This is a genomic window from Clostridium sp. J1101437_171009_A5, assembly GCF_015547905.1.
Lineage (GTDB): Bacteria > Bacillota > Clostridia > Oscillospirales > Oscillospiraceae > Pseudoflavonifractor_A > Pseudoflavonifractor_A gallinarum.
Genome location: NZ_JADMVY010000013.1, coordinates 74,218 through 95,539, shown reverse-complemented (window position 1 = coordinate 95,539; position 21,322 = coordinate 74,218). Strand labels below are relative to the sequence as shown.

The 21,322-nt window shown below is 59.3% G+C and carries 22 protein-coding genes; 5 read left to right on the top strand and 17 right to left on the bottom strand.

The genetic code is table 11. The annotated features are described in order from the left end of the window. The first annotated feature begins 249 nt into the window (after positions 1-249). The 3 genes from metA (at position 250) to I2C21_RS15125 (ending at position 2,522) form a co-directional block, all read left to right on the top strand. A complete protein-coding gene (gene metA / locus I2C21_RS15135) occupies positions 250-1,164 on the top strand; it encodes a homoserine O-acetyltransferase MetA (protein WP_101691087.1) in 915 nt (304 codons plus the stop codon). A 528-nt stretch (positions 1,165-1,692) separates the two neighbouring features. Continuing rightward, positions 1,693-2,037, top strand: coding sequence for a DUF134 domain-containing protein (locus I2C21_RS15130; protein WP_195279659.1), 345 nt, complete (start codon positions 1,693-1,695; stop codon positions 2,035-2,037). A gap of 74 nt (positions 2,038-2,111) precedes the next feature. After that, positions 2,112-2,522 carry a NifB/NifX family molybdenum-iron cluster-binding protein gene (locus I2C21_RS15125; RefSeq protein ID WP_195279658.1) on the top strand — a complete coding sequence of 137 codons (411 nt, stop codon included), beginning with the start codon at positions 2,112-2,114 and terminating at the stop codon, positions 2,520-2,522. Between the two features lie 33 nt (positions 2,523-2,555). On the opposite strand, the gene spoVAC is transcribed toward I2C21_RS15125, so the two are convergent. Continuing rightward, positions 2,556-2,999: a stage V sporulation protein AC gene (spoVAC, locus tag I2C21_RS15120; protein ID WP_101691084.1), complete on the bottom strand. Its 444-nt coding sequence runs from the start codon at positions 2,997-2,999 to the stop codon at positions 2,556-2,558. A 228-nt stretch (positions 3,000-3,227) separates the two neighbouring features. On the opposite strand from spoVAC, the gene I2C21_RS15115 reads away from it, so the two are divergent. Continuing rightward, entirely contained in the window at positions 3,228-3,608 is a 381-nt protein-coding gene (locus I2C21_RS15115) for a hypothetical protein (RefSeq protein WP_195279657.1), read from the top strand. A gap of 64 nt (positions 3,609-3,672) precedes the next feature. Here I2C21_RS15115 and I2C21_RS15110 read toward each other — a convergent pair whose 3' ends face one another. The 14 genes from I2C21_RS15110 to I2C21_RS15045 all read right to left on the bottom strand — a co-directional run bounded on the left by I2C21_RS15110 (position 3,673) and on the right by I2C21_RS15045 (position 17,479). Beyond that, entirely contained in the window at positions 3,673-5,502 is a 1,830-nt protein-coding gene (locus I2C21_RS15110; protein WP_195279656.1) for an LTA synthase family protein, read from the bottom strand. A 130-nt stretch (positions 5,503-5,632) separates the two neighbouring features. After that, positions 5,633-6,346, bottom strand: a complete 714-nt coding sequence (locus I2C21_RS15105) for a V-type ATP synthase subunit D (RefSeq protein ID WP_195279655.1) — start codon at positions 6,344-6,346, stop codon at positions 5,633-5,635. Positions 6,347-6,349: 3 nt separating this feature from the next. After that, positions 6,350-7,732 carry a V-type ATP synthase subunit B gene (locus I2C21_RS15100; protein WP_101691080.1) on the bottom strand — a complete coding sequence of 461 codons (1,383 nt, stop codon included), beginning with the start codon at positions 7,730-7,732 and terminating at the stop codon, positions 6,350-6,352. After that, positions 7,729-9,504 (bottom strand): V-type ATP synthase subunit A, encoded by a 1,776-nt coding sequence (locus I2C21_RS15095; RefSeq protein WP_195279654.1) that lies wholly within the window; start codon positions 9,502-9,504, stop codon positions 7,729-7,731. Before I2C21_RS15095 ends, I2C21_RS15100 begins: the two co-directional genes overlap by 4 nt. Positions 9,505-9,581: 77 nt before the next feature. After that, entirely contained in the window at positions 9,582-9,896 is a 315-nt protein-coding gene (locus tag I2C21_RS15090) for a V-type ATP synthase subunit F (RefSeq protein ID WP_186964293.1), read from the bottom strand. After that, on the bottom strand, positions 9,883-10,884 hold the full coding sequence (locus I2C21_RS15085; protein WP_235964348.1) for a V-type ATPase subunit: 1,002 nt from the start codon (positions 10,882-10,884) through the stop codon (positions 9,883-9,885). The genes I2C21_RS15090 and I2C21_RS15085 overlap by 14 nt, the downstream gene beginning before the upstream one ends. 33 nt (positions 10,885-10,917) lie before the next feature. After that, positions 10,918-11,517 (bottom strand): V-type ATP synthase subunit E, encoded by a 600-nt coding sequence (locus I2C21_RS15080; protein WP_193538847.1) that lies wholly within the window; start codon positions 11,515-11,517, stop codon positions 10,918-10,920. A gap of 38 nt (positions 11,518-11,555) precedes the next feature. Next, entirely contained in the window at positions 11,556-12,083 is a 528-nt protein-coding gene (locus I2C21_RS15075; protein WP_235964347.1) for a V-type ATP synthase subunit K, read from the bottom strand. A 21-nt stretch (positions 12,084-12,104) separates the two neighbouring features. Beyond that, a complete protein-coding gene (locus tag I2C21_RS15070; RefSeq protein ID WP_101691076.1) occupies positions 12,105-14,039 on the bottom strand; it encodes a V-type ATP synthase subunit I in 1,935 nt (644 codons plus the stop codon). Beyond that, positions 14,039-14,386 (bottom strand): hypothetical protein, encoded by a 348-nt coding sequence (locus I2C21_RS15065; protein ID WP_286167318.1) that lies wholly within the window; start codon positions 14,384-14,386, stop codon positions 14,039-14,041. The genes I2C21_RS15070 and I2C21_RS15065 overlap by 1 nt, the downstream gene beginning before the upstream one ends. A gap of 369 nt (positions 14,387-14,755) precedes the next feature. Further along, positions 14,756-15,844, bottom strand: coding sequence for a putative glycoside hydrolase (locus I2C21_RS15060; RefSeq protein WP_195279653.1), 1,089 nt, complete (start codon positions 15,842-15,844; stop codon positions 14,756-14,758). A 27-nt stretch (positions 15,845-15,871) separates the two neighbouring features. Beyond that, a complete protein-coding gene (locus I2C21_RS15055) occupies positions 15,872-16,255 on the bottom strand; it encodes a MarR family winged helix-turn-helix transcriptional regulator (RefSeq protein ID WP_286167317.1) in 384 nt (127 codons plus the stop codon). A 210-nt stretch (positions 16,256-16,465) separates the two neighbouring features. Further along, the gene (locus I2C21_RS15050) at positions 16,466-17,098 is read right to left on the bottom strand and encodes an S-layer homology domain-containing protein (RefSeq protein WP_195279652.1); all 633 of its coding nucleotides are present in this window, start codon (positions 17,096-17,098) and stop codon (positions 16,466-16,468) included. 117 nt (positions 17,099-17,215) lie between these two features. After that, positions 17,216-17,479: a hypothetical protein gene (locus I2C21_RS15045; RefSeq protein WP_186964297.1), complete on the bottom strand. Its 264-nt coding sequence runs from the start codon at positions 17,477-17,479 to the stop codon at positions 17,216-17,218. A 112-nt stretch (positions 17,480-17,591) separates the two neighbouring features. Here I2C21_RS15045 and I2C21_RS15040 point away from each other — a divergent pair, with 112 nt between their 5' ends. Continuing rightward, a complete protein-coding gene (locus tag I2C21_RS15040; RefSeq protein WP_195279651.1) occupies positions 17,592-20,204 on the top strand; it encodes a cation-translocating P-type ATPase in 2,613 nt (870 codons plus the stop codon). A 67-nt stretch (positions 20,205-20,271) separates the two neighbouring features. Here the strand turns inward: I2C21_RS15040 and I2C21_RS15035 are convergent, their stop codons facing one another. Together I2C21_RS15035 and I2C21_RS15030 are read right to left on the bottom strand one after the other, a co-directional pair. Then, positions 20,272-20,532: a pro-sigmaK processing inhibitor BofA family protein gene (locus I2C21_RS15035; protein WP_101691099.1), complete on the bottom strand. Its 261-nt coding sequence runs from the start codon at positions 20,530-20,532 to the stop codon at positions 20,272-20,274. A 55-nt stretch (positions 20,533-20,587) separates the two neighbouring features. Further along, on the bottom strand, positions 20,588-20,914 hold the full coding sequence (locus I2C21_RS15030) for a YaaL family protein (RefSeq protein ID WP_186964298.1): 327 nt from the start codon (positions 20,912-20,914) through the stop codon (positions 20,588-20,590). Between the last annotated feature and the right edge of the window lie 408 nt (positions 20,915-21,322).

Here is a 21,322-nt window from a genome sequence, read left to right as displayed (position 1 = left end):
GCTTCCGCTCGGTTTCTTCTCACTTTTCGACTCGTTTCAGTGCCCTCTCGTGAGGCGCTCAGATAGAATACCACCCCACACCACTTTTGTCAACACCTTTTTCACTTTTTCTTTCCTTTTTTCGTTTTCCCCTTCTCTCCCCTTAATTACTATATAAGAGAAATGGACATTGCGCCTCTTTTTGAAGTGTGCTACTCTATATAAGTATTCCTATCAAACTCGAACCGGACAGAAAGGTAGATGTCGCCCATGCCAATTCGTATTCCTGATTCTCTTCCCGCTCGCACCACCCTTGAGGGAGAAAACATCTTTGTCATGACGGAATATCGGGCGATGCATCAGGATATCCGCCCGCTGAATGTTCTGATCCTGAACCTGATGCCCACGAAGATCGTGACCGAGACCCAAATCCTGCGAAAGCTCTCCAACACTCCGCTTCAGATCCAGGTTGAGCTTCTTCAGACCAGCAGCTATGTCTCCCGCCACACCGATGAATCCCACCTCTCTTCTTTCTATACGACCTTCTCCCAGGTGAAGGACCGGAAGTTTGACGGCATGATCATCACTGGCGCTCCGGTGGAGAATATGGAATTTGACCAGGTGGATTACTGGCCGGAGCTCTGTGAGATCATGGAGTGGAGCCGTACCCACGTGCATTCCACACTTCATATCTGCTGGGGAGCCCAGGCAGGACTGTATTTCCATCACGGAATTCAAAAGCGCAGTCTCCCCAAAAAGCTCTTTGGTGTCTATGAGCACAAGGTGCTCAAGCCCAGCTCTCCCCTGTTCCGCGGATTTGACGATGTCTTTTTTGCCCCTAACTCCCGCTATACCGAGGTATGGGCAGATGATATCCTGAGCCGCCCCGAGCTGGAGCTCATCGCCACGTCAGAGCAGGCCGGTGTATTTGCCGTCAAAACCCAGGACAGTCGCCGGTTCTATATCATGGGGCATCCGGAATATGATCCGGATACCCTGGCCAAGGAATATCGACGGGATGTAGAGAAGGGCTTGGATATTGATGTTCCCGCCAACTACTTCCCCGACAATGATCCCAGTCGTCCTCCCATTGTACGCTGGCGCTCTGCCGGACAGCTGCTCTACACGAACTGGCTGAATTACTATGTATATCAGACCACGCCATATGATATTCGGGAGATCTGATTCGGAAATCCGAAATATAAAACACAACCCCCCAGCCATCCATCGTGGCTGGGGGGCTACTTCTGATTCTGGATTTCCGTCATGTCTCAACCTCTTGCTTTCTACAGATTTGCGCTTGCTGAGATCCTTGCTGGTGAAGTGTTCCTCGCCTTTGCAGTTACCCAAAAACTTCTTCTACGCTAAGTCTTCCTTCAACGATATTTCGCTTCCGGGGCTTTGGCGCTTTTTCTCACACACGTGAGGTAGTTTGGAACTTGTGACGTCTGGATCTTCTCTTGCCTGGATCACTTGCGCTGCTATGGATCTTCCTCTTCGGATCGATCCACGGAAAGGATTTTTCTGTCCTAGTACATTGGACTCTCTCCTTTCTTTCTGGCTATATTGTACTATTGTTTTCCCGTTTTGTCAATGCCTTTTTAGAAATATCATCTAAAATCTTCTGCACATGTCCCCCATTGACTTTTCACTGTGCTCTTCTCTATAATGACCATAAAAGCGATTTCCCCAAACACAAAGGAGGTCTGTCTCATGGCACGCCCAATCAAACGTAGGCGGATCTGTCAGCTGCCCAAAGTGGTGGAGTTTGTGCCGCTCCAATCCTGTACCGGTCAGATTGACATGACGATCGATGAATACGAGGCCATCCGCCTCATTGACCACCTGGGCCTTTCTCAGGAGGAGTGTGCCCAGCAGATGAAGGTTGCCCGCACTACCGTGCAGGCTATTTATGAGTCCGCCCGGCACAAACTGGCGGAGGCTCTGGTCTGCGGAAAACGGCTTTCCATCCGCGGCGGTGTCTATGACCTCTGTCCCCATGCCCATGGCTGCTGTGGAAAGCCCTGCCCACGCCGCCAGACCAGTGAGGAGCGCTGAGCCTTTTATTTATTGACTTATGTCAGAAACAGGTGTACAATACGTATATCAGCTAAAAAATAGGAGGCATTGGCATGAACATCGCAGTCACCTATGAAAACGGACAGATTTTTCAGCACTTCGGGCATTGCCAGCAGTTTAAGGTCTATGAGGTAGAGGGCTCCCAGATCCTCTCCTCCAAGGTCATTGACGCCAACGGCAGCGGCCACGGCGCGCTGGCCGGTTTCCTTCAGCAGCACGGAGTTAATGTTCTCATCTGCGGCGGCATCGGCGGCGGCGCCCGCACGGCGCTGGCCCAGGCCGGGATTCAGCTTTACCCCGGCGCTTCCGGCAGCGCAGATGAAAATGTGGCGGCCCTTCTGGCCGGCGCTCTCCGTTACGATCCCAACACGGTCTGCTCCCACCACCATCATGAGGAGGGCCATACCTGCGGCGACCACGGATGCGGCGAGCATCATCACGACTGTTCTCATCATGAGCATTAAAAAAATCCGCCCTTTATCAAAGGGCGGATTTTTTTAGTTTAATCCAAAGAGGACCAGCAGCAGGCCATATGCCACGCTGGCACTGATGCCGAATACCAACACCGGCCCCGCAATGGTAAACATTTTGGCTGCCACACCGGTCACCAGTCCTTCGCTTTTGAATTCCAGCGCCGGGGAGACCATGGCATTTGCAAATCCCGTAATGGGGACCAGCGTTCCGGCGCCAGCCCGCTTGGCCAGCTTATCAAAGGTCCCCAGTCCAGTCAGAAGAGCCGCCAAAAAGATCAAGGTAATGGATACCGCGCCTCCGGCGGCATCCGCATCCATACCCCGGCTCATATAAAACTGCCGCAGTCCCTGCCCTCCGGCACAGATCAGCCCGCCCACCAGAAAGGCCCATATCAGGTCTTTCCAGAGGGGCGACCGCCCCGCTTTTGCTTTGACATAGGCCCCGTATTCCCGGTTGGTCATATCCATTTGCGCATCCTCCTTTGTTCTTGATTTTAGTGTGGGCCAACTCTTATTTTTTATACAGCTGATCTTCATCCTTTTGTCAGGTTTCTTTCTAATTCTTTGATAAAGTATGATACTTTCTTACGGAAGGATAAAGGTTGCTGGAAAGCCCTTGTCATTGCGCATACCATGTGATATCTTGTGCCCACCGGTGTCCTTGTACCGGTCATTTCAATATTAGGAAGTGATCTTATGCTCAGAAGAAAGGTTCCCTTTCTCCTTGCAGGTTGTCTTGTCCTCAGTCTGGCGTTAAGTTCCTGCAGTATTCCTGCACTGGGAGGGGGCACTCCCTCTCCTTCTCCCTCCGCATCACTCCCCGCAGACACCCCAGCTCCCTCCAGCACCCCGGAGCTTGAAACCGAAACTGTAACCGGCACATTCTATCTAGTGGATACCGAATTGGATTATATGGTTCTTGCCTCCGGTGATAGCTATTTTCAATTCAGCCTCAATGGTGTCGATGTCTCCCATGTAGCTCCCGGCGACCGCGTCGTCGTTACATATACCGGCACATTGGATGCTGATTCGGAGAAAATCACTGCCGATCTGGTCTCCGTGGAGCGTGCCTCATAACTCTCTTTCCCCCTCTTTGACATGGAGCGGCGCATTCCGAATCGGAATGCGCCGCTCCATCCGTTTATCCGTCGCTCTGGCGTCTTCCAAAGAGCGCGTCCTGCCGCTCTTCTCCGCCAAAGAGATTGTTATACTGGACCCGTTCATAGTCCTGGATCCATTCCGTGTACCCATTGCTCTCCAAATGGCTGTACGCCTTTCCCTGGGTATCCCAATATCCCGGGAAGGACAACGCAGGCACGCTCTCCTGCATCTGCCACAGGAAATTCCCATACAGGCTGCTCTCGATTCCGGCATACCGCAGCACATGCTGCCGCAAAAAGTTCAGGCTGGTGATCTCAGGCCCCTCCTGGGGAAGGGGATAATTGGCCCAGATCACAAAGGGCACCTGGAATTTCCCCATGTACTGCTCCATGGTCATCTCACTCTGTGTCACACCATAGGCCTTATCCAGGAAGGCCTGTTCCACGGACGGCTGGTGGTCTCCAAACATGACCACCAGCGTGGGCTCCTCCATCTGCTCCAGATAGGAGATGAGCTGGGCAAAGGCCTCATCCGTCTTATTCGCCAGGGTCAGATACTGCTCTGCCATGGGATAAATCCCCGGCTCATCGGTCAAGGTCACCTCGGCGGGATAGTCCTCCACCGTGTAGCTCCCGTGGTTTTGAATGGTCACGTTGAAGAGGAACAGGGGTTTCCCCTCCTCCTTGTGTTCCAATTCCCAGATCAGCTGGGCAAAGTCCGAGGCATCGCTCACATATCCATGCTCCTCCGTCTGGGGCACATCCATATCCTCTCTGCATTTAAAGGTGTCGAAGCCCAGGCGGGGGTAGGCGATATTTCTCTGCCAGGACGTTCTGGCCCCCGGATGAAAGGCCCGGGTCTCATAGCCGTTCTCCCGCAGGAGGGAAGCCATGGAGTCGGTAGGGCCCAGCACATACTGCTGATAGGGGATGCTGCCCGAGGGCAGGAAGGCCATGGAGTTGCCGGTCAAAAACTCAAATTCACTGGCGCTGGTACCGGCGCCGAAGACCGAGGCATATGCCTTTCCCCGGATCGTATTGTCCAGAGAATCAATGTAGTCGGTCAAACTCTCGCTAAGGGAGAGGTTTCCAAAGGATTCAAAATCCGCCCAGGACTCATTCATGATGGCGATGATATTGGGGTGTTCCACGTTTACTGCCGCAGAGGGCACCTCGTCCGCTCCCTCCACAATGGCCGAGACTCGCTCCGCCGTGGTATCCTCCGGGGGCGTCACCTGCATAAATTCGGTATTGCGCAGAAATACAGCCACCGCTCCGCCATTGCGGTACGCCCCGGTCTGGTCCCATACGTCGGTCTCCACGCCGAAGGCGGCCAGGCACTGGGGCTGAAGCACCGGGAACAGGCACAGCCCGCCCAACAGCAGACCGCCCAGCCGAAGGGGCAGACTGCGGCGGCTGGGACGGAAGGTGCCCCCTCGAATCTGATGGCGCAGTCCCCAGATCAGCAGCGCCATGATTGCCATAGCCGCGGCCATCTGCCAGGTCAGCGTATACCGATAGCTTCCCGCTACTGCCGCCGCAGTGCCCAGCGCGGTGAAATCCCAGGGCAGAATGGGAGTCCCACGGAACACGGACACAAAGTAGTTGGCCGCTCCCCACAGCCCTGCCGCGGCGTGCAGCACGATGCAGCAGATGGCCGGATAGCCGGAAATGGCGCAGGCGAGCCAATAGAGCCCGGCCAGGCACGCCGTATTGGCCAGCGTGATCCCCACCCCCATCTCCCAGGGCATGGCCCCCAGGATAAACTGCATGAGCCAGAAGGCGCTCAGGGGCGGCAGGAGCAGCAGGGCAGCTTTGCCAAAATAAGTTCCAATTTTCTTTGTTTGATTCGATATCTGAACTGTTTGCATTCGAAATTCTCCCATGTTTCTTTTCGTGGCAGGAGTCGTCATTATACACCCATTTGCCCTTCCTGTCAAAATGGGACAAAAAAGCACACCGGCATTTCGGTTTGAAATACCGGTGTGTCTGTGCCCGGGATCAGATTTCCTCCGCCTGGCCGAGGTGTCCTCCGGATGCCTCGATGGCACGGCGGGTCTCTTCCTGCCGCTCCTCGATGGCTTCCTTCAGAAGCATATCCTTCACCTTCATCAGACGAATGGTGGTGGCGCGTTCATTTTCATCCAGCTTCATGGAGATATACTTGATGGCCTCCTGCATCTGAGGGATCTTGACATACTCCAGCGCGTTGACGCGGCGGCGGGTCTTTTCGATCTCCTCTGCCAGGAGCTGACTGGTCTTTTCGATCTCAGCCAGCTTGAGCATATCCCGAAAGACGGATGCCATGCTGTCTACGGCGTCATCCAGTTCGCCGGAAGTGGTGGCAAAGCCGTAGGGATAGACCTCTCCGGGGTCCTCGCTCTTGGTCTTGAAGTGGTAGACGGGCACATTGACCGACATGATGTTCTGGAAGCTCATATCCAGCTCCACACTCTGCTTGGGGTAGAGCAGGGACTGCTCCAGCATCTCGCCGGACATGAGGGCCGAGGCCACCGTAAAGGAGCCATAGGCCTGCATGAGGGCGTCTTCCACCTTTTTGCGCAGGGCCCGGTTTTCCCGCACCACATCCAGAAACTGCTTCATCAGCTCGTCGCGCTTGTCTTTGAGCAGTTTATGGCCCCGGACAGCTGTCTTGAGCCGGCCCTTCAGCCGGGTCAGTTCCATGCGGGTGGGGTTCACGTTGATGGCCGGCATGCGTTATCCCTCCTTTTTCGGGAGGTACTTTTCGATAAACTCCGGCTTGATGCGCTTGAGCTCGGCGGGGGGCAGAATGGAGAGCAGCTCCCAGCCCAGATCCAGGGTCTCCTGGATGGTCCGGTTGGTCTCATTGCCCTGAGAGACATAGCGCTTCTCGAACTCATCTGCAAACTTGGCGTACAGCAGATCGGTGGGACTCAGAGCCGCTTCGCCCAGAATGGACATCAGCTCCTTGTTCTCCTTACCGGTGGAGTACGCGGCAAAGAGCTGGTTCATGGTACCAGAGTGGTCCTCACGGGTCTTGCCCACGCCGATGCCCTTGTCCTTCAGACGGGACAGGGAGGGCAGCACATCCACAGGCGGGTTGATGCCCTTGCGGAAGAGCTCACGGCTCAGGATGATCTGTCCCTCGGTGATATAGCCGGTCAGGTCGGGGATGGGGTGGGTCTTGTCGTCCTCCGGCATGGTCAGAATGGGAATCAGGGTGATGGAGCCGGGCTTGCCCAGCTGACGGCCGGCGCGCTCGTAGATGGTCGCCAGGTTGGTGTAGAGGTAGCCGGGATAGCCGCGGCGGCCCGGGACCTCCTTCTTGGCGGCCGAAACCTCACGCAGCGCCTCGGCGTAGTTGGTGATATCGGTCAGGATGACCAGTACGTGCATGCCCTTCTCAAAGGCCAGGTACTCGGCGGCCGTCAGCGCCATACGCGGGGTGGCGATACGCTCGACGGCGGGGTCATTCGCCAGGTTGGTGAAGAGGACGGTACGGTCGATGGCGCCGGTGCGCTTGAACTCCTGCACGAAGAAGTCGGACTCCTCAAAGGTGATGCCGATGGCGGCAAACACCACGGCGAAGTTGCCCGCGTCGTCGCCCAGCACCTTGGCCTGACGGGCGATCTGGGCAGCCAGAGCCGCGTGGGGCAGACCGGAGCCGGAGAAGATGGGCAGCTTCTGCCCGCGGACCAGGGTATTCAGGCCGTCGATGGTGGAGATACCGGTCTGGATAAACTCGTTGGGGTAGTCACGGGCGGCGGGGTTCATGGCCAGGCCATTGATGTCCCGGTGCTCCTCCGCCAGGATCTCGGGGCCGCCGTCGATGGGACGGCCCATGCCGTTGAACACGCGTCCCAGCATATCGCCGGACACGCCCAGCTCCAGGGGATGGCCCAGGAAGCGGATCTTGGAGTCCTTCAGGTTGATGCCGGCGCTGGCCTCAAAGAGCTGGACCACCGCGTTGTCGCCGTTGACCTCCAGCACCTGGCAGCGGCGGACGGTGCCGTCGGGCAGCTCAATCTCGCCCAGTTCGTCGTAGGCGACGCCCTGCACTTTCTTGACCACCATCAGAGGACCGTTGACCTCCTGGATCGTTTTATATTCCCGGATCATACGTCCAGTCCTCCTTTCTCGGCACATGCGTCGATCTCACTGGCCATGCTGCGGGCGATATCGGCGTAGACCTCCACATACTGGTCCGCCTCGGCGCTCTTGGCGCGGCCGATCCGCTCCCGGGCAGGGATGGCAAAGAGATCCACCGTCTGGGCGCCCTTCTCAATGGCGGCGCGGCACAGGCGGTCATAGCTCAGAATCAGAGAGAGCAGCTTCTCCTGCCGGTCATAGCTGGAGTAGCTGTCGATGTCCACAAAGGCGTTCTGCTGGAGGAAGTCCTCCCGCACCATCTTGGCCGTCTCCAGGGTCAGCTGATCGCTGGGCGAGAGGGAATCCTTGCCCACCAGCTGCACGATCTCGTTCAGGCTGGCCTCCTCCTGAAGGATGGACATGGCCTTCTCACGGTCCACCAGGAACTCCTTGCCCAGCTTCTCGTCAAACCAGGGCTTGAGGGAGTCCAGATACAGGGAGTAGGAGTTGAGCCAGTTGATGGCCGGGAAGTGGCGCTTGTACGCCAGGGAGGAGTCCAGGGCCCAGAACACCTTGACGATGCGCATGGTGGCCTGGGAGACAGGCTCGGACAGGTCGCCGCCGGGAGGCGAGACTGCGCCTACGGCGGTCAGAGAACCTCTGCGGTCCTCATCGGAGCCGATGCACTCCACCATACCGGCGCGCTCGTAGAACTGCGCCAGACGGGAGGAGAGGTAGGCGGGGTAGCCTTCTTCGCCGGGCATCTCTTCCAGACGGCCCGACATCTCACGCAGGGCCTCGGCCCAGCGGGAGGTGGAGTCGGCGATGACAGCCACGTCATAGCCCATGTCACGGAAGTACTCGGCGATGGTGATCCCGGTGTAGATGGAGGCCTCACGGGCGGCCACGGGCATATCGGAAGTATTGGCGATAAGCACCGTGCGCTTCATCAGGGACTCGCCGGTACGGGGGTCCTTCAGCTCAGGGAACTCCCGCAGCACGTCGGTCATCTCATTGCCGCGCTCGCCGCAGCCGATGTAGACCACGATGTCCACATCCGCCCACTTGGCCAGCTGGTGCTGCACCACGGTCTTGCCCGAGCCGAAGGGGCCGGGCACGGCGGCGGTACCGCCCTTGGCGATGGGGAACATGGTGTCGATGATGCGCTGGCCGGAGCACAGGGGCGCTTTGGGGGGATACTTGTGCTTATAGGGGCGTCCCACACGGACGGGCCACTTCTGCACCATGGTGAGGGAGACGCTCTCACCCTTGTCGGTCTTGAGGACCGCCACGGTCTCCTCCACGGTGTAGTCGCCGGCCACAGCCACCATCTCCAGCGTACCGCTCATCTTGGGGGGGATCATGATCTTGTGGAGCACCACGCTGGTCTCCTGTACCGTTCCGATCACGTCGCCGCCCTGGACCTTGTCGCCCACCTTGGCCACGGGGGTGAAGGCCCACTTCTTCTCCCGGCTCAGAGCCGGGACCTCGATTCCGCGGGTGATGTTGGCGCCCGCCTTGTGCATGATCTCCTCCAGCGGACGCTGGATACCGTCGTAGATATTTTCAATGAGGCCGGGCCCCAGCTCCACCGCCAGGGGGGAGCCGGTGGTAATCACCTCGGCGCCAGGCCCCAGACCGGAGGTCTCCTCGTAGACCTGGACGGAGGCGGAATCCCCGTTCATATTCAGGATCTCGCCGATCAGACGCTGTTCGCCCACGCGGACCACGTCGGCCATGTTGGCGTTTTCCATCCCGGTGGCTACCACTAGAGGACCGGAAACCTTAACAACTTTGCCCATTCGGTTTCAACCTTCTTTCAAGGCAGATTTCAAACTCATTGCCTCTCCGCCGGAGAGGACTTTTCCGCCGCGGCTTTTTACAGGATATCCGCGCCAACGGCCCGTTCCACCGCGCTTTTCACATTGGCCATACCGATCCCCAGGGAACCTTCCTTCCCGGGAATGAGGATGATCGCGGGTGTGAGCTCATCCTTGTAGCGGTTTACGTCGGCCTCCATCTGAGCAGCCGCCTGCTCGGTGAGATAGATCACCGCGTAATTTTCTCTGGCCAGGGCGTGGAGCACCCGGCGGGCCTCCTCCACGCTCTCCACCGGAAACACGTCCAGTCCCAGGGCCTTGAAGCCCAGAACGCTGTCCTTGTCTCCCAGTACTGCAATCTTATACATAGGCATCACGCAGCCTTTCCCGGATAATATCCGCGCTCAGACCGGCCATACGTCCGGAAAGGATGGTGCGGATGGCGGTGATCTCCGCCTCCCGGGCATAGAGGTAGCCAATGATCGGATGCTCTCCGAAGGGCACCCGCCGGGCCGTACACAGATAGGCGTTGACCGCATTGTCACAGGCCCGCTCAAACGCGGTGAAGGAGTGCCCCTGACCGGCCATCAGACCGGCACCCAGGGCGGCAGCCTCCGCCAGCGCCCCGCCCTGGAAGAGGGCGGTCAGCTCGCTGCTCTTGGTCTGGCACAGAGTGCTCTCCTCAATGCTGCCGCCGGGGACCAAGGCCAGGGCGAGAAAATCGCTCCCCTTCCCCATCCGGGCCGCGCGCACCACCGAGCGCAGGTTGGCCGCATCGGCCAGCAGGCGCACATAGCCGGTCAGAAAAGGACTTCCCACCGCCTTGGCCGCGCCGATCATCTCCTGAAAATAGGCCTTATCCAGGATGAAGTCGGCCAGCTGCGGGTCCTGGGTGGCGGCCAGCGTCTCCTTGGCCTTGCCCGCCGCCGTGCGGAAGATATCACTGTAATCCCGCAGCTCCTCCCGGCGGAAATCGTCGGTCAGCTTGACCGGGGAGTACCGCCCTCCGCTGGAGAGGTAAAGTCCCGCGTCTACGCCCATGGCTTCCGCCTTGATGAGCGTCTTGATGTTGTGATAGTCGTATTTCATCTGAAATACATCGATGAGGTGCTTGTCTGGCACAGCCGTGCGCAGATCCTGATAGACCGCGTCCCGGGCTTTGGCCAGCACCTCGTCCAGCGCCGTTGCAGTGAGCCGGGAGAGCTCTCCATAGCCGCACTCGCTCAGGACCTTGGCGGCCTCCTCGTCCGTGCGTGCATCGATCATCCGCTCCATGCGCTCCCGGGTCAGCAGCCGGTTCTCCATGGCCCGCACCCGGGTGGAAATGCTGAGATAATCCGTGTCTTTCAACTTTTTGGACAAGACACTTCCTCCTTTCCCGTCTGGGGAGCGGAATCAAGCTCCTTCATGGAAGAGGACCTTGGCCACAGCAGCGTCCATCTCACGGCGCTGCATGCGGACCAGAGTCTCAAAGGTGCCGTTGACTTCCACATCTCCGTCGCTGAGGATGAAGCCGCCGCCGATGGGGCGGGTCTCCACCGCCAACGTCAGGTGTCCCCGCTCACCCAACAGTTCGTTTGCGCGGGTGACCGCCGCCTTTCCATAACGGGGCCGGTCCTTCTGCGAGAAGATGACCTGCTCACTCCCGGACTGGCTGGCCTTGGTAATCAGTTTGGCCAGCAGTTCCACATACTCCTGCTCCGGCAGGCTGAGAAGATCCTCCAGCGCCTTGCGGAAGGCCTCTTCCAGGACCTCCTGCTTGGCCGCCAGGATCAGCTTGCGGGCCTCCAGCTGTGCCACACTGGCCAGCCGCTCCTCCCGCTCTTCCGCCGTCTTGCGGCCCCGGGAGAGGATCTCCTCCGTCTCCTGGGTGCACCGCTGGTCGTACTCCGCGGCGATCTGAGCCGCTTCCGCCGCCGTCTGGGCCTGGATCTCTGCGATCTCCTGGTCCACGTCGGCATTGATGCGGCTGGTGATTTTATCGATTCCGTCCATGATGTCGTCTACCGCCTTTCCACAGTGGGGCGTCCCGATCAGGCGCTGATGTTGATGATCATCAGCATGGAGGCCAGCAGGGACAGGATGGCATAGAACTCAACGGTGATGCACAGCACCATGCCCTTGGCCCAGTCGTCCGGCTTCTTGGCCAGAATGTTGATGGAACCGGCAGCCACGCGGCCCTGCGCGATGGCGGAGAAGAGGCCGCCCAGCGCCATGGGGAGGCAGGCAAAGAGGTACTGCATGCCCTGGGCAATGGTCAGCTCAGGCAGGGTGCCGGAGAGCAGGCCCATGCGGAAGATGGCGAAGAACCACACCACCAGACCATACAGGCCCTGGGTGCCGGGGATAACCTGAAGGATCATGACCTTACCAAACTTGGAAGGGTCCTCGCACAGCAGGCCGGTGCCGGCCTCACCGGCGATGCCGGTGCCCTTTGCCGAGCCGATGCCGCTCAAAACTGCCGCCAGGCCGGCGCCCAGCAGGGCCAGGGCCAGGCCGCCGATGCTGCCCAGGAAAGTCAGACTCTGCTGCAGCTCCATCAATGCATTCATATCAGTCATTGTTAGTTCCTCCTCAAACGATTACTCTTGAATATCCACAAATTTCGTGTTGATCTCCAGCGGTCGGAACGGCTTGCCGCCGTCCTGATAGAATTTTCCGAAGTACTCCAGGCACTGCAGACGCAGGTCATGGACGTAGCATCCCAGCAGGTTGAGCGCAAAGTTGAGCGCGTTGCCCGCCATGGAAATGATCACGAAGATCACCACATTTCCGGGGATGGCGCCCAGTGTATTGAACACCTGGGCAATGACCGAACCGGCCAGCATCAGGGCCATCAGTCGGGAATAAGAGAGGATATCGCCAAAGTATCCGGTCACATGGTTATAGAGCGAGCCAAAGATCCCGGTGATCTTTCCAAATCCCTTGTTTGTGACCACCGGACCGGCTACCACCAGAATACCGCCAAGTGCCAGGACCAGAGGGGTCACGCCCAGGATGGCCAGGCCCGCTCCCACAAAGACCACCCACCAGGTGGCCTCTTCCCAGAGCGCGTCCATATACTGGCCCTCCTTCAGCTTTTTCACAAAGCTGATGAGCATACCCGCATTGATCTGTACAAAGCCCAGTACCATGGACCCCACCAGGATCTGCAAGGTGTTGTCCAGCGGTGTGAACAGGGGCTTCCAGAACCAGACGAACTGGCTTTCCGGGTTGATAACCTTGAGCAGCTGCGGGATAAAATCACCGAAGAAGCCGCCGGTCAGGGCGCCCATTACAAAGGTACTGATGCCGCACAGCCCCAGCAGGGCAAAGAAGTTGTGCATCCCGCCCTTTGGTCTGGCCTTCTTGAGTACGAATACCGAGGCCAGCATCATCAGCAGGCCGTAGCCCATATCCGCCATCATGATGCCGTAGAAGAGAATGAAGAAGGGCGCCATCAGCGGGTTGGGATCGATCCCGTTATAGGCCGGGAGCGAATACATCTCCGTGACCATGTTCAGCGGCCGAGTCAGCGCATTGTTCTTGAGCTTGACCGGAACGCTGGGATAGTCCTCTTCTGTGGGGTCTTCCGCCTGAAACGCACATCCGAAGGGCTCCAGTTTCTGCCGCAGGACATCCAGCGACTCGGCCGGGGCCCAGCCCTCCAGGAAGAAGGCGGTCTCGGTGTCCCGCAGACGGCTCTTGGCCTCCTCCCGGCGCACCTCCTGGGCCGCCCGGTCGGCACAGCGCTCCAGCGCTTCTCTGGCCCCCTTCTGGTCCGCAATACCGGCTTTTGCCGCTTCCAGCTCGCGCTCCAGTTCCGCCAGCGTCTCATCCAGCTTTCGGTCGTTTTCCCGGGCGGTGCCGGTCCAGCCCTTCAGGCTGGCCAGGGAGAAGCCGTAATCCTTGAGGACCTGATCCGCCGCTTCCTCCGCCGCCTTGTGGCAGGCAAAGAAGAGATAGTGGGCATTTTGATCGGCACTGATCTCGGTGAGCTGTACCAGATCCGTAACGCCCTTCAGCGCGCTCAGAAGCTCCTCCATGACCACCTTTCCGGGCACCGTGCCCAGGCGGATGGTCACCTCACGGGTCGAGGCCGTCTCCAACGGCAGATCCAGTCCGAGCCAGGGGGCGAGCGCCATCTTCTGGCTCTTCACCTTGCTCATCTCGGCATTGAGTCCCGTGATATGCTGCTCTGCCTCCACGAGCTTGTGCGCTGTATCCAGTGCGGCCCGGTATGCCTCCTCGTCAAACAGCTCCCGCTCGGAAATGACGGGCCGCGCCTTGAGCAGTCCGCCCTTTGCGGGAGCATATTTTTTGAGGATACCCAGGGCTGCCAAAGCGGCCGCACTGGCCTCTCTGGCCTCGTTGAGCGCCCGGTCATCCGGCCGGGAAAGGCCCTGCCAGGCCGCGCCCTCCAGATCGGAGGGCTCATCGATCTCCACACAGCCTGCCCGCTGGAGTACCCGGAGAATCTCTTCTCTGTCTGACCGCATGCCAAAGAGGCGAATCCGCTTCATTTTGACGATGGACATCAGACATTCACAACCCTTCTGACAATGAGTGCCGCGGCATCCGCCAGTCGGCCCTCAGCCTCCTGCCGGAGCGCGTCGCAGGCCTGCCTGGTCTCGGCCAGCACCTGCTCCGTGTGTTTGGAGGCACGCTCTTCGGCCTCCTGCAAAAATCCCTTCACCTGCGCCTCAGCCTGGATCCGGGCGGAGCTCAAACGCTCCTCCCCGGCGCGGCGGGCGTCCGCGACGGTCTTTTTCGCCTGCGCCAGTGCCTCGTTCTTGCGCTGCTGCGCCAGCGTCTCGGCCTCTGTCACCTGCTTGATTCCCTCCAAAGACATATCTTCACCGCCTTTCTTTTGGTCGTATTCCATAATAAACCATCCTGATTATATTGAAATCATACTCGAACTGTCTATAAAATGCAAGTTCAATTTTCCAACCGAATCGTTGTAGTACCTGTCTTTTTTTGCAACTAAACCATTCAGTATACTTCTTATTTTTGTTAAATTTTTGACTATTGGGTCTGTTTTTTGTGCAATCAAACCCTTTCTATCTCCCAGGCTTTTCGCCATATAGAAATTCCCGCATCTTTTTTGTGCATTTTGTATACTCATCAGTTTGTTTTCCCAAAGTGTCCCTGCCCTGGAACACTCACAGTGTTCCCGCTCTTTCCCCCTTCCACACACGTTTCCCCGCAAAAAAGACGGCGGCATGGAGATCCATGCCGCCGTCTTACCAATTTACGGTTCCGTTGTGTTCAAATTCGCCCAGGCCTCACCGGCTCCGCCTGCCGTCCCCAGGATGGGGACCAGCTTCTCCTCTGCGCCGGTGCCGCCCAGTGCCTCTGCCGCCGCGGTCAGGGACACCTCTCCTAGGTCTACCCAGATACGATCCGCATGTTCCGCCAGTGCTGCTGCGCTCTGCCCGCTGACCGCATCCTGGCCGGATACCAGCACCTCGCCCTCGGTGCGAATGGAGAGCTTTACGTCCGGATAGGCCGCCAGCGCCGTCTCTACCTGGGTATAAAAAGCGGTGATGGTCTCCTGGAACTTACTCTGGTCATAGTTCTCTCCCCGCTTGATATACTCCAAATGGCCCTGGACGGGATAGGCGCTGTTGTCCAGCAGGATCTCATCAAATCCCAGCTCTGCAAGCTCCACGCACACATCCACGATATAGGCCCGTGCCTCCTCGCTGCTGGGGCTCATCCAGCGCAGGTCATCCTGGTCCCGCCAGTTGTAGCCGCTGTTTGTCTTGACCCCCAGAGCCGGCACCGCATAGGGCACCTTATTGTCCCGGAAGCAGGATACCCGGGCCACCGTGTAGACGTTTCCGGCATTCCAGTTCTCAATGGCCTGATTGAGCTCCGGATCCGAGGCGGATGCCCCCGCCTGCTTGGCCAGCTCCAGGTTCGAGACATAGCCAAGGCTCCCATCATCGGCCTTCATATCAAATACCGCAGTATTGGCTCCCGCCTCCCCCAGCAGAGCCGGTGCCGTCCCGTCCTTCAGCGCGCTGCGGGGCAGCAGGGCCGCCTGTGTGGGCGGCTCCGGCGTGGGAGTCGGCGTGGGGGTCGGGGTAGGAGCAGTGGTCACCACCACCGGCTCGCTCACTTCCGGCTCGGGCAGGACTTCATCCCCTCCAAAAAACGGGAGGGAGAGGTGGGCCCCATCGCTGGAAAAGGCCAGGTGATTCTCCTGCAAAAAGAAGAGTCCCAGCACCAGCAGCAGCACCACTGCCAACACCGCAATGATGACTTTCAGTACGCCCTGCCCTCGGGAGCGGCCATGATAGCCTCCGTATCCATACCGGTTTCCTCGCCTTGCCATGTCTGATTCCCACCTGTCAATTGTTGTTCAGCGCTTCTGGGGCGCTTCTCCGTCGCCATCCAGGCGCACAGTTCTCTCCGCCGTGGAGAGGAGGTTATCCAACTTATAGAGGGCCTCTGCCACCATGGCGCGGTCCTCCGGTGTCATTGTGTCCAGGAGCGAATTAAAATAGCCGCTCACATCGGTCGCTGCTTTCTGGTGCAGAAGCCGATACTGCTCGGTTGCAGAGACATAGATCACCCGCCGGTCATGCTCGGAGCGTTCCCGCCGGGCCAGCCCCAGCCGTTCCAACCGGTCCACGATCCCGGACACCGTGCTGTTGGCACTGCCCGTCCGCTCGGCCAGGACGCTGATGGGGAGCGGTCCCTCCTCCCCCAGCACATTGAGGACCAGTGCCTGTGGGAAGGTCAAGTTCAGCTTGCCGAAATGTGCACGAAATTGCTGCGACATATGCTGCGTCACACGCAGATATGACATCAAAACACTGGGCCTCTCTTCCATATGGTGTTCGCTCCTTCCCCGAATCGGGCTCTTTAAGAGCATACCCTCTGCTCCTGTATTTGTCAATCGCTCCTGCCAGAGAGACGGCGGGTGCCCCGCTCCCTGTTTCGGTCCTGTTTTTTACCCGACCGCCGGGGTCATCAGGCGCTCCAGCACCACCGCCAGCTCTGCCCGGGTGGCGTTGGCCTTGGGGGAGAGCTTCCCCTTGCTGCCGGAGATCAGACCGGCCCCCACGGCGTGCTCCATGCCATCCACGGCCCATTTGGATACGGTATTGCCGTCCGTATAGGCACTCAGCTTTCCCTGTGCGGTATCAAGCCCCTGGCTCTGGGCATACTGGTAGAGAAAAACCGCCAGCTGCTCCCGGGTGACCAGGTTCCCCGGCTGGAAAGCTCCCTTCCCATTGCCGGAGGCCACTCCGGTTTCGGCCGCCCAGGCCACCGCCTGGCTATACCAGGCATCGGACGGAACGTCGCTGAAACTCTGGCTGCTCTTCGGGGCGGGAGAACCCGCCAGACGCCACAGTGCGGTCACGGTCATGGCCCGGGTCACCTTCCCGCTGGGCTGAAAGGTCGTGGCGCTGGTACCGGAGAGGAGCCCGGCGTCCACCACTTCGTTGACTGCGGCGGCATACCAGGCGTTCTGGGGCACATCGGTAAAGCTGGCTGCCAGTGTGGGCGTAAGGAGCAGAGCGGCGCATACCGCACAGGCCGCCGCTTTCCGCCGGAGTCGATAAACGGATTTATGAAGCATGTCAGGGCACTCCTTTTATCGTAGTCTGTCCGGCAGGAATCCATCCAAATCTAATTTTCCTGCCGGTATTTTTCGTCAATGGGATCATTGTAACAGAATCATCCTACTATACCTTTTTTAAAAATGTGTGAACAAGCCGCCGTCTCTGTAAAATTTCCTGTCTTTTCCGGCGGATTTGCTTGACTTTCCTCCTTGCTTATGATACATTGACATCACGTGAAAAAGGGAGTAGTTCCGGACGCCTTGGGTGTCCGGGCGTACCGTCAACACCACGGCGTCTCTTGGATGCCTGGCGGTATGCGCCGATCCGATTGGTAACAAGACTTTTTGACGGCTGTCGTGTTTTGCAGCCGTCAAAAAGTCTTTTTCTTTTGCCCACATACCATTCGCCGCCCTGCTCCCCCATCCGCTGTCGTTTCCCCAGCTCCCACCCGGTCATGCGGCGCATTCCGGTGGGGACGCACGAGAAAGAACTGAAAAGGAGTGCACCATTATGTCCAAACCCTGGTTCAGCCGCTCGCCGGAGGACACTCTGTCCGAGCTGCGCAGCACACCGGCTGGCCTCTCCGCCCAGGAGGTCCAGCAGCGCATGGAGCAGTATGGCCCCAACAAGCTTCAGGAGGGCAAGCGTAAGAGCGTGGCCGTTCTCTTTCTGGAGCAGTTCAAGGACCTGCTGGTCATCATCCTCCTCATTGCCGCCGTCATCTCTGCCCTGACGGAAAATGTGGAGAGCACCATCGTCATCTTTGCCGTCCTGATCCTCAACGCCGTACTGGGTACCGTGCAGTATCTCAAGGCGGAAAAATCCCTGGAAAGTCTGAAAGCCATGTCCTCCCCCACCGCCAAAGTGCTCCGCGGCGGCGTCCGGGTGGAGGTCCCCTCGGCCGAGGTGGTCCCCGGCGACATCGTGCTGCTGGAGGCCGGCGATCTGGTGGTGGCCGACGGGCGCATCATCGAAAACTTCTCCCTGAAGGTGAATGAGAGCTCCCTCACCGGCGAGAGCGAGGGTGTGGAGAAGGACGCCGCCCCCATCGATCGGGAGCAGGTGGCCCTGGGCGATCAGAAAAACATGGTCTTCTCCGGTTCCCTGGTCACCTATGGCCGGGCCACGGTGGCGGTCACTGCCACCGGCATGAACACGGAGCTGGGCAAGATCGCCGCTCTCATGAACCAGACCCAGCAGCGCAAGACCCCTCTCCAGAAGAGCCTGGACGACTTTTCCGGCAAGCTGGCGGTGGTCATCATGGCCATCTGTGCCGTGGTGTTTGCCCTGTCCATCTTCCGCTCCCACATGGGGGTGCTGGACTCCCTGATGTTCGCCGTGGCCCTGGCGGTGGCAGCCATCCCCGAGGCGCTCTCCTCCATCGTCACCATCGTGCTGGCCATGGGTACCCAGAAGATGGCCAAGCAGAACGCCATTATGAAGGACCTCAAGGCGGTGGAGAGCCTGGGCGCCGTGTCGGTCATCTGCTCGGATAAGACCGGTACCCTGACTCAGAACCGCATGACCGTGCAGAAGATCTATGCCGACGGTAAGCTCTTGGAGGGTAAGGACCTGGAGCTTGCCAACACCCCCCAGCGTCTGCTCCTCAAGATCGGCCTTCTGGCCAGCGACGCCACCTACGATCCCGCCGACGGCTCCTCCATCGGCGACCCCACCGAGGTGGCACTGCTTCAGCTGGCCAACGCCTTCGACGTGGAGGAAGAGCTCTACCGACAGTACCACCCCCGTCTGCGGGAGCTGGCCTTTGACTCCGACCGCAAGCTCATGAGTACCCTGCACCAGCTGGACGGCGTGCCCACCCTGCTCACCAAGGGCGCCATCGACGTGCTGCTGGGCCGCTCCACCAAGCTTCTCACCAGCGAGGGCCCGGTGCCCATGACCGAGGAGCGCCGTGCCGAGATCATGGCGGTCAATGAGCAGCTGTCCAATGAGGGCCTGCGGGTCCTGGCCTTCGCCCAGAAGGAGATGGACGGCATCCGCGACCTCACCCTGGAGGACGAGAACGACTACACCTTTGTGGGTCTGGTCTCCATGATCGATCCTCCCAGACCGGAGTCCATCCAGGCCGTGGCCGACGCCAAGACCGGCGGCATCCGCACCATCATGATCACCGGCGACCACAAGGTCACCGCCTCGGCCATCGCCCGCCAGATCGGCATCTTCCAGGAGGGAGACACCGCCCTCTCCGGTGTGGAGCTGGACGCCATGAGCGACGAGGAGCTGGATCAGATCCTGCCCCATGTCTCGGTCTACGCCCGGGTCTCCCCGGAGCATAAGATCCGCATCGTCTCCGCCTGGCAGCGCCGGGGCTGCATCGTCTCCATGACCGGCGACGGCGTCAACGACGCCCCCGCCCTCAAAAAGGCCGACATCGGCGTGGCCATGGGCATCACGGGCACCGAGGTCTCCAAGGACGCCGCCTCCATGATCCTGGCCGATGACAACTTCGCCACCATCGTGCGGGCGGTGGTCAACGGCCGCAGCGTCTATGCCAACATCAAAAACGCCATTCAGTTCCTGCTCTCGGGTAATATGTCGGCCATCCTCTGCGTGGTCTATGCCTCGGTGATGGGTCTGTCCGTCCCCTTCGCGCCGGTCCATCTGCTCTTTATCAATCTGCTGACCGACTCCCTGCCCGCCATTGCCATCGGCATGGAGCCCGCCCGGAAGGGCCTGCTGCGGCATAAGCCCCGGGACCCCAAGGAGCCCATTCTGGACCGCGGCCTGCTCCAGCGCATCTTCGGACAGGGCCTACTCATCGCTGTCCCCGTCATGGCCGCGTTCTATCTGGGTCTCTCCTATGGCGGACCGGCTGCTGCCTCCACCATGGCCTTTGCTACCCTGACCCTGGCCCGTCTGTTCCACGGCTTTAACTGCCGGGGCGAGGAGTCCATCTTCCGCCTGGGCTTCCGCTCCAACCCCTTCTCCCTGGCCGCCTTCGGCGGCGGTGTGCTGCTGCTGCTGGCTGTGCTCTTTATCCCCGGCCTCAATACCCTCTTCCAGGCCACTGCACTGGATATGACCCATCTGCTGGAGATCCTGGGCCTTGCCTTCCTCCCCACGCTGATCATCCAGATCTTCAAGCTGATCCGGGGCCGCTGAGCGGTTCTATAAAACAAACATTGGGCGGTGGAGCCATTTTGACAGCTCCACCGCCCAATTCTCTCTTTTATGCCCCCAGGGCCCAGTTCATCATCAAAAGTAGTCCAAAGCCCGGGATCCCCAGGAGGCCTAGCACCAGGGCATTGAAGAGATTCACCCCCAGGGAGAGCCCCAGCATCCCCCCCACCTGGCTCCACAGGGCCAGAAAGGCAAGCCCCACGCCGGTACGCCCCAGCAGGCGCACACATCGCCCCACTGTCTTGTGCAGCGTGAGAGCCACCACAAATAAGATCAGCCCCAGCGTGACCAGAGGCAGATTTTCTACCATCCATTCCACCGCGCATTCCTCCCATTCGTTCTCTGCCAGAGCCCTGGCTGTTCTCTCATTGGTAGGCTGAAATGGGCCGCCAGGGTCCCTGGCGGAGGGTCCCGCCGGAGGAGTCGCGTTTTTTCGTCTCCGGCGGACGGGCCATGGGCTGCGTCAGCTCCTCCCCGCTCAGCTCCTTGATCTGCCGCAGCAGATAGCCGTATCTGGCCTGGAGGGCTTTGATCTCATAGATATAGGACTCGGTGAGATCCGGGTCGGACGCGGCATTAAAATCACCATGGGCCTGGGTCAGAAGGACCCGGGTCCGCTCCAGGGCATCCAGCAGGACCTGCCGCTCTTCCTGTCTCTGCCCCTGTCTTTTCCGGTCGCTCTTGCGTTGCATAGGCGCTCCTTTCCATGTGCACTTCTTGGTCCACTGTATGTCCAGTTTGTCCGAAAGAGACCGTTCTATACCAGTTTTTCCCGCGCATGGTCTCCGCGTCTGCGGCCATACTACACTCGGACAGGCGGAGAAGGGACAACGCCTTCCAGACGCATCTCCTTTTAAGCCGGTGCCGGGTACGCGTACCCTCTGGCGAAAGGCGAAAGGAGCGGCGGCCTGTCCGTCCGAACGGCTCCATCCGCTTCCGGAACAGCTCCGGAGGGGTGAGGCTGCCGTGGAGGGCCGCCGTGCCGAGTGCATTCGGTGCGGCGGCCCTCGTTGCGTCCTGCCCTTTTCTTGACACTTCCCCTGAAAATAGGGTAAGATAGAATGTAAAATGTATCGCATCCAATTCTGACACGGTAAGGA